Source organism: Nitrospinota bacterium, assembly GCA_029881495.1.
In the GTDB taxonomy this organism is placed as follows: domain Bacteria; phylum Nitrospinota_A; class UBA7883; order JACRGQ01; family JACRGQ01; genus JAOUMJ01.
Genome location: JAOUMJ010000049.1, coordinates 1 through 7,436 on the forward strand (window position 1 = coordinate 1; position 7,436 = coordinate 7,436).

A 7,436-nucleotide genomic window follows, 5' to 3' on the forward strand; every position below is an offset into this window, starting at 1 on the left:
CTACTACTGGAGCCCACGACGGGATTTGAACCCATGACCTCTTCCTTACCAAGGAAGTGCTCTACCCCTGAGCTACGTGGGCTTTGTGTTCCAATCCTCATACCCTGAACCCTACAAAAAAATGGAGCGGGAAACGGGATTCGAACCCGCGACCCTCAGCTTGGAAGGCTGATGCTCTAGCCAGCTGAGCTATTCCCGCGCTTACTTCCTTTATATATATCCTTTTCCAATCCAAATTACTTGCCGACCCCTGCTCTCCCTAACTACCCTTAAAACCGCCACTTAGTGGTGGAGAGGGGAGGATTCGAACCTCCGAAGGCATAGCCGACAGATTTACAGTCTGTTCCCTTTGGCCACTCGGGTACCTCTCCATGTCCCCATCTTATGGAGCTGGCGATAGGGTTCGAACCTACGACCTGCTGATTACAAATCAGCTGCTCTACCAGCTGAGCTACGCCAGCGGCCTCAAAAATAGTAAACACAGATGATATGTTTAACCGGAAATAGTGTCAAGGAAAATATTTAAAGCCTAAAAAAAAACATGTATCCGGCCTGTCAGAATCACTGACACCTATTTGCCTCATTTTAATCTTCCCAGCCTCCAAGGCGCAATTGGAAAAATGCCGGCGCAAGTAGGCGCGAAAGGGAGAAAATTGAAATCTACCATTGACAAAAGAAACAGGTTTGATAACATCATAACCCTATTTCGAAATTTCATGAGTTCGTCTGATTGGTTGGAGGGAAACCTTTAGGGGTTTGGGGTTGATATGACATTAAATAACCTTCTCGAAGGAGAATTACGAAAACATCTGTCCAAAATCAAAACAATGCGAAACGGCGGCCTTCACAAGATGGTGATAGGACTGGTCGAAAAATCGCTAATCCAGATAGTGATGAAGGAGACAGACGGCAACCAATCTGACGCTTCCAGGATTCTGGGGATAAACCGCAATACCCTCAGAAAAAAGATAACCGATTACAAGATACACACCGATTGAATCGACCAAACAAACAGCTACTACCACTTTTTCCATTTAACATGCGAAACATCCCCCCGGACAATTTAAATATTTCAACGCGGATTTTTCTATAAACGAAACATGATTTGGAGGAATTATTAAATGGTACTTCTGGAATTCAGCATGAGCCCTATGGACAAGGGGGAAAGTCTCAGCAAGTATGTGAGCCGATCCCTTGAGATAATCGACAAAAGCGGACTCCCCTACAGGCTGAATCCGATGGGTACTGTGATAGAGGGTGATATCGACGAGGTACTGGGAGTTGTAAAAGCCTGTTTTGAAAAAATGTCGCAGGACTGCTCCAGGATATCCACCATAATAAAGATGGATTACAGGGAAGGGAAATCGGGCAGACTCGATTCAAAGATAAAAAGCATTGAGGAAAAGCTGGGAAAAAAGCTCTCAACCTGACAGGGAACCGTGCCGAACCTTTTGCAAACGCGCGATGGTTCTTTTCCGTGGCACATGGGAGACATGGGAGGGGAAGTTCCTTAAAATTCCTTCCGCTTGTTCACGAGCTCCAGAAATTCCATCCTCGTGCGGCTGTTCGTATTGAAAACTCCTATCATGGACGATGTGACCGCAAAACTGTTTGTCTGCTCTACCCCTCTCATTGACATGCACATATGCATTGCCTCGATAACGACGGCTACACCCTGCGGTTTTACATGCTTATTGATGGCGTCGGCAATCTGCGTGGTAAGCCGCTCCTGCACCTGAAGTCTTCTGGAAAGTGCCTCTACCAGCCTTGGGATTTTTGACAGGCCAACAATCTTCCCTTCCGGAATATAGGCGACATGGCATTTACCGAAGAACGGGAGCATGTGGTGTTCGCAAAGGGAAAAGACATCAATATTCTTTACAAGCACCATTTCATCATAAGGTTCATCGAAAAGCGCCGTCCCTATGAGCTCGTCAATATTTACACTGTACCCGGACGTCAGGAACTTGTACGCATCCTCGACCCTCTGCGGAGTCTCCACCAATCCGGGACGCGCAGGGTCTTCCCCTATTTTTCTGATTATTGTTTTAACGGCTTCTTTCAACTGTTATCGCCTCCAAAAAGGAAGATTATTCGATTATATTGATCCGGTTTTAAAATTGCAGAAGAGCAGGGGGTTAACTGTTAACAGCCGATTTAAAATATTTTCCAGCCTTGAAGCGAACAACTTTACGGGCTGTGATGCTCGCTTCCTCGCCGGTTTTGGGGTTGCGCCCTATTCTCTCGTTCTTCTGCCTCACCTGAAATGAGCCGAAACGCCTCAAGATCACGCTTTCACCGGTACCAAGACTCTTTTTAATGAAATCTATTATCGTCTCAACTGCTTCTTCGGCCTCTGGCTTCTGAAGTCCAGCCTGCTCAAGGACTCGATTCACGATATCAATCTTAGTCATATTAACCCCAACCTCTCCAATTAAAATATCACATAAGCTTTTTCAATACAATGCCGTATTGAAATTTTCTCATGTATCCAAAAACCGGCTTCCATGCCTCATACATATGACAGAAGGAGTTCACGTGCGGCATCCCCCGCCTCAAGAACCGCCGACAGATTGTCATCTTGTTTTGGCGCAGTTTTGCCGAGAACCTTCTTCAGAAGCCTCGGAATATCGATATACCTGATCTTCCCGCCGAGAAAAAGCTCCACGGCCGCTTCGTTAGCCGCATTCAGTGTAGCCGAAGATGTCCCCCCCTTTTTCAATGCTGCATATGCCAGCCCGAGGCAAGGGAATTTTCCTGCATCCGGCTTGAAAAATTCCAGTTTCCCCTCCTTAACAAGATCCAAACCCCGGAGTGTGGCAGGCCAGCGGTCAGGATAGGAAAGAGCGTAGGCAATAGGAACGCGCATATCGGGCATTCCCATCTGGGCGATCACCGAAGTATCGTCGAACTCCACCATGGAGTGCACTATGCTTTGCGGATGGATCATTACATCGATCTTTTCCGTGGGGAGGTTGAACAGCCATTTTGCCTCTATGACCTCAAGCCCTTTATTCATCAACGTACTGGAATCCACTGTTATCTTGCTCCCCATTTTCCACTTGGGATGTTTTAACGCTTCCTTGAGGGTAACCTTCCCCAATTCGCTTGTCGGCCTTTTCAGGAACGGGCCGCCGGATGCCGTGAGAATTACTTTTTTTATCCGCTCCCTCGGCTCACCATTCAGGCATTGCCATATCGCGGAGTGCTCGCTGTCCACCGGGATTATCGCCGCGCCTGACTCCTTTGCCGCGTTCGTCATGATCTTGCCTGCCATTACCATCGGCTCCTTGTTTGCCAGCGCAACCCGTACACCCTTCCTTATCGCCGCCAGCGTCGGCATAAGTCCCGCGGAACCGACTATCCCCGAAACGACCACATCCACATCCAGCGACTCGACCATCTCTATCAGGCTCTCCTCGCCGGCAAGAATCCTCGTTTTCCCGGAAACATTCTTTTTCATCCGAAGATACGACGCTCCATTCGATATCGAGGCTATCCTCGGCTTGAACTCGTCTATCTGGCGCTGAAATGAGGCTAGATTGCTGTGGGCGGTGATACCGACAACCTCAAATCTCTTTTTATTGCGCCTAATGACATCCAGACAACTCTGCCCGATGGAACCGGTAGAGCCGAGTATGATAACTCTCTTTTTCAAAAGGAAAATCCTTTCAACTCGAGGAACACGTAGAAGACAGGCATCGCGAACATCAGCGCATCTATCCTGTCGAGAAGACCGCCGTGACCCGGAAGTATCGTTCCCGAATCCTTGACTCCAAAGAACCTCTTGAGCATGGATTCAGAGAGATCCCCGGCGGGCCCGACAACTCCTCCTATGAGACCTGAGGCGATGACTGTCGCGGTATCCGCTTCTTGAAAGAAAAATTGGGCGAACAGAAAACAGGAAGCTATGCTTAGTGCGACTCCGCCAATCGCCCCTTCTATCGTTTTCCCCGGCGATATTTTCGGAGCGAGCTTGTTTTTGCCTATCGCCCTGCCGACATAGTAGGCGCCGATATCTGCTCCCCATACGCCGCAACAGGCAAGAAGTATTAGCTTGTGACCATCCGCCAAGTCCCTTATCAGTATAGGAGCCGCGAGGCATATCCCTATATAAAATACTCCGAGCATCGTGTACGCAAGGCGCTCAACCCCTTTTTCGGGATCGGTAAGGGCCGAGACGAATATGGAGATTACCGCCAGTGATGTAACGGCAAAAACTGGCTCAAGCGAGCCTATGAAGGAGAGGGGAACGATAAGGACAAGTATCAGACCCTGCAACCTGAAAACTTCAATCCCTTTCACAGCCGCCATCTGGGCGTATTCAAAAAAGCAGATCGCCGATACCATGACGATAAAAGATGCAAATATCCGGAATGAACCGTACCAGATAAGGATAATGAACAGAGGCGCCAGGATCAGCGCGGTAATAACCCGTTTCAAAATTGCTGCCCCCCCATAAAATTCTTCTGCTCTAGCCTGGCGTGGTGTCGGCGTTCCCGCCGCTATCAACGCCATCCTCGCTATCCATCGCCATCTGCTCGCCCGAAAGGCCAAACCTTCGCTCCCGTTTCTGGTAATCCTGGATCGCCTTCAAAAACTCCAGCCTGGTGAAATCGGGCCAGTAGATATCGGTAAAATAAAGCTCGGCATACGCTATCTGCCAGAGCAGAAAATTGCTGATTCGAAGTTCGCCGCTGGTCCTGATAAGGAGATCGACATCCGGCAGGCCAGCAGTGTAAAGCTCGTTGGCAAAAAGTTCCCCGGTAATATCGTCAGGCTCCAGCTGGCCCGACTTTATTTTCCTCCCGATAGACCGAACCGCGTCGATCATCTCGTCCTGCGATCCGTAACTGAGGGCGAGCGTAAGAATCGTGCCGTCATTATGCTTCGTAGCTTCCATGACGTCGGTCAGATATTCAAGCGTCGAGCTGGGGAGATCGGATATCCTGCCGATCGCGTTGAACCTGATGTTTTCATCGATCATCCTCTTTTTTTCTTTTACAAGGTACTCCTTGAGGATGTTCATCAAGGCGTTTACTTCACTTTCAGGGCGGCTCCAATTTTCAGTTGAGAATGAATAAAGTGTCAGCGCCTTTAGATCTATTTCCCTGGCGAGGGTAACAATTCTGTCGACTGTTTTACCACCTTCGCGGTGCCCCATTATCCTCGGGAGGAATCTCTTCTTCGCCCAGCGCCCGTTCCCGTCCATTATCACCGCCACATGTTTCGGCAGCCTGGATTTATCTATCCTCTCCCAAATGGACGTCTCATCGTTATTCACTTATATCAGGTCTCCAGTATCTCCTTTTCCTTACTTGCTACGCTCACGTCGATCTTTTTTATGTAATCGTCCGTGATCTTCTGTATCTTAGCTTCAAGCGTTTTTTCATCGTCTTCGGAAATCTCTTTCGCCTTCAGCTTTTTCTTTACGTTGTCCATTCCGTCGCGCCGGATATTCCTGATGGCGACCTTGTGTTCCTCACCATATTTTTTAGCTATCTTTGCCAGCTCTTTTCTCCGCTCTTCGGTCATTGGCGGCATTACAAGCCGTATCACCTTCCCGTCGTTGGCGGGAGTGATGCCTAGATTTGAGTTCTGGATGGCTTTTTCGATAACGGCAAGCTGGGACATGTCCCATGGCTGAACCGTAATGAGCCTCGCCTCTGGGGTGGCTATAGTCGCCATCTGGGTTATCGGCGTCGGGGTTCCGTAATAATCTACCGTTACATGCTCCAAGAGCCCAGCAGACGCCCTGCCGGTCCTTATGCCGGCGAGTTCCCTCTGCAAATCGGCAACGGTTGTTTCCATTCTCCTGGCTGATTCATCCGTTATCGTCTTTCCCATCCGTCATACCCCCCGTACAATTGTTCCAATCTTTTCTCCGCAGAGAACCCTTTTGATGTTCCCTCTTTCAAGCGTATTGAAAACTATGATGGTAACCCTGTTTTCCATGCATAGCGAAATGGCGGCGGCGTCCATAACCTTGATGCCTTTCTGAAGGACGTCGATAAACTTCAGTTCCGTGTACTTTCTAGCGTTTTTATCCACCATGGGATCGGACGAATATACGCCGTCCACCTTTGTGGCCTTTAAAAGGACTTCGGCCTTCATTTCCATCGCCCTGAGCGATGCTGTGGTGTCGGTAGTAAAATACGGGTTACCCGTTCCGCCAGCAAAGATGATTATTCTCCCCTTTTCGAGGTGCCTTATCGCCTTCCGCCTTACAAAAGGTTCCGCGACCTGCGACATGGTTACCGCCGTCTGCATTCTGGTTTCCACGCCGATCTGCTCCAAAGAACTTTGCAGGGCGAGGCCGTTGATGACTGTGCCGAGCATTCCCATGTAATCGGCCTGCACGCGGTCTATCCCCGCCTTTGCCGCCTGGGTACCCCTCAGGATATTCCCGCCGCCGATAACTATCGCTATCTCGGCGCCCATCTCCTTTATCTCTTTTAGCTCCTCAGCTATTCCACGGATGGCGTCGTAATCAAGCCCTTCCCCCGATTTTCCGGCAAGAGACTCGCCGCTCAGCTTTATCAATATCCTTTTGAACCTTAACCTCGACTTCGGCATTACTGGTTAATTTTCCCCCAGCTGGAAACGCACAAACCGCCTTACTGAAATATTTTCGCCAAGCTCGGATATTTTAACTTTCAAAAGCGCGTCGATCGTCATATCGGAATCCTTTACGAATTTCTGCCTCAGCAGACACTTGTCCTCGTAGAACTTCTCGAGACGGCCGTCTACTATCTTTGGGATGATTTTTTCAGGCTTGCCGGAGTTCTTCGCTTCCTCGGAGAGTATCTCCCTCTCCTTTTCGATCTCCTCCGCAGGAATATCTTCAGGTGATATACAGGTCGGCGCGACCGCCGCTACATGCATCGCCAGATCCTGCACCAGATCCTTGAATACGGAGTTCCTGGCGACGAAATCGGTTTCGCAGTTCACCTCTATCAATACGCCGATGCTCCCTTCGCCATGTATGTAGGAGCCGACAATCCCTTCGGATGTGGCTCTCCCCATCTTTTTCGAGGCTTTCGTTATCCCTTTTTTCCTGAGATAATCGATCGCTTCGTCGATATTCCCCCCGGTTTCCTTGAGGGCTTCCTTGCAATCCATAATACCCGCGCCCGACTTTTCGCGCAGGTCCTTCACCATTTCCGCGGTTACTGCCATTTTCTTCTCCTTTTGCAAAACAAATAAGTCTGCATCGAAATTACCCCGGCCGTCTCTGGCTCGCCGGGGTCAATAAAATTTATAGTTACTGACTGTTTTCACGCAGATCGCGACAGCGTCATCCGCTAGTCGTCTACGTCTACTTCTTCCTCGATCTTTTCAATATCTATCGCTTTTACCTTGGTCACTTTCTTGGCGGCTTTTTCCTTTTCCTTCTGCTCCAGGGCCTTTACTTCGATATCCTTCTTTTTCCTGCT

Annotated in this window: 10 protein-coding genes and 4 tRNA genes; 2 read left to right on the forward strand and 12 right to left on the reverse strand. The window is 49.2% G+C overall.

The features are described from left to right. Positions 1-7 precede the first annotated feature (7 nt). The 4 genes from OEY64_12900 to OEY64_12915 form a co-directional block, all read right to left on the reverse strand. A tRNA-Thr gene (locus OEY64_12900) sits at positions 8-82 on the reverse strand. Positions 83-122: 40 nt separating this feature from the next. After that, positions 123-199 (reverse strand) — tRNA-Gly (locus tag OEY64_12905). 87 nt (positions 200-286) lie between these two features. Continuing rightward, positions 287-371, reverse strand: a tRNA-Tyr gene (locus OEY64_12910). A gap of 14 nt (positions 372-385) precedes the next feature. After that, positions 386-461: transfer RNA gene (locus OEY64_12915), tRNA-Thr, on the reverse strand. Positions 462-767: 306 nt separating this feature from the next. Here OEY64_12915 and OEY64_12920 point away from each other — a divergent pair. Next, the gene (locus OEY64_12920; protein ID MDH5543845.1) at positions 768-998 is read left to right on the forward strand and encodes a Fis family transcriptional regulator; all 231 of its coding nucleotides are present in this window, start codon (positions 768-770) and stop codon (positions 996-998) included. A 123-nt stretch (positions 999-1,121) separates the two neighbouring features. Continuing rightward, a complete protein-coding gene (locus OEY64_12925; GenBank protein ID MDH5543846.1) occupies positions 1,122-1,430 on the forward strand; it encodes an MTH1187 family thiamine-binding protein in 309 nt (102 codons plus the stop codon). 80 nt (positions 1,431-1,510) lie between these two features. Here the strand turns inward: OEY64_12925 and folE are convergent, their stop codons facing one another. From folE to tsf, 8 genes are all read right to left on the reverse strand, one after another. Beyond that, positions 1,511-2,065 (reverse strand): GTP cyclohydrolase I FolE, encoded by a 555-nt coding sequence (gene folE / locus OEY64_12930; protein MDH5543847.1) that lies wholly within the window; start codon positions 2,063-2,065, stop codon positions 1,511-1,513. A 73-nt stretch (positions 2,066-2,138) separates the two neighbouring features. Next, the gene (locus OEY64_12935; protein ID MDH5543848.1) at positions 2,139-2,414 is read right to left on the reverse strand and encodes an integration host factor subunit alpha; all 276 of its coding nucleotides are present in this window, start codon (positions 2,412-2,414) and stop codon (positions 2,139-2,141) included. A gap of 98 nt (positions 2,415-2,512) precedes the next feature. Then, the gene (locus OEY64_12940) at positions 2,513-3,658 is read right to left on the reverse strand and encodes a 1-deoxy-D-xylulose-5-phosphate reductoisomerase (protein ID MDH5543849.1); all 1,146 of its coding nucleotides are present in this window, start codon (positions 3,656-3,658) and stop codon (positions 2,513-2,515) included. Continuing rightward, a complete protein-coding gene (locus tag OEY64_12945) occupies positions 3,655-4,443 on the reverse strand; it encodes a phosphatidate cytidylyltransferase (GenBank protein ID MDH5543850.1) in 789 nt (262 codons plus the stop codon). The genes OEY64_12940 and OEY64_12945 overlap by 4 nt, the downstream gene beginning before the upstream one ends. A 31-nt stretch (positions 4,444-4,474) precedes the next feature. Beyond that, on the reverse strand, positions 4,475-5,284 hold the full coding sequence (locus OEY64_12950) for an isoprenyl transferase (protein ID MDH5543851.1): 810 nt from the start codon (positions 5,282-5,284) through the stop codon (positions 4,475-4,477). Positions 5,285-5,289: 5 nt separating this feature from the next. Then, positions 5,290-5,847: a ribosome recycling factor gene (gene frr, locus OEY64_12955; GenBank protein ID MDH5543852.1), complete on the reverse strand. Its 558-nt coding sequence runs from the start codon at positions 5,845-5,847 to the stop codon at positions 5,290-5,292. Positions 5,848-5,850: 3 nt separating this feature from the next. Beyond that, on the reverse strand, positions 5,851-6,576 hold the full coding sequence (gene pyrH / locus OEY64_12960; protein MDH5543853.1) for a UMP kinase: 726 nt from the start codon (positions 6,574-6,576) through the stop codon (positions 5,851-5,853). Positions 6,577-6,582: 6 nt separating this feature from the next. Next, a complete protein-coding gene (gene tsf, locus OEY64_12965; protein ID MDH5543854.1) occupies positions 6,583-7,179 on the reverse strand; it encodes a translation elongation factor Ts in 597 nt (198 codons plus the stop codon). Between the last annotated feature and the right edge of the window lie 257 nt (positions 7,180-7,436).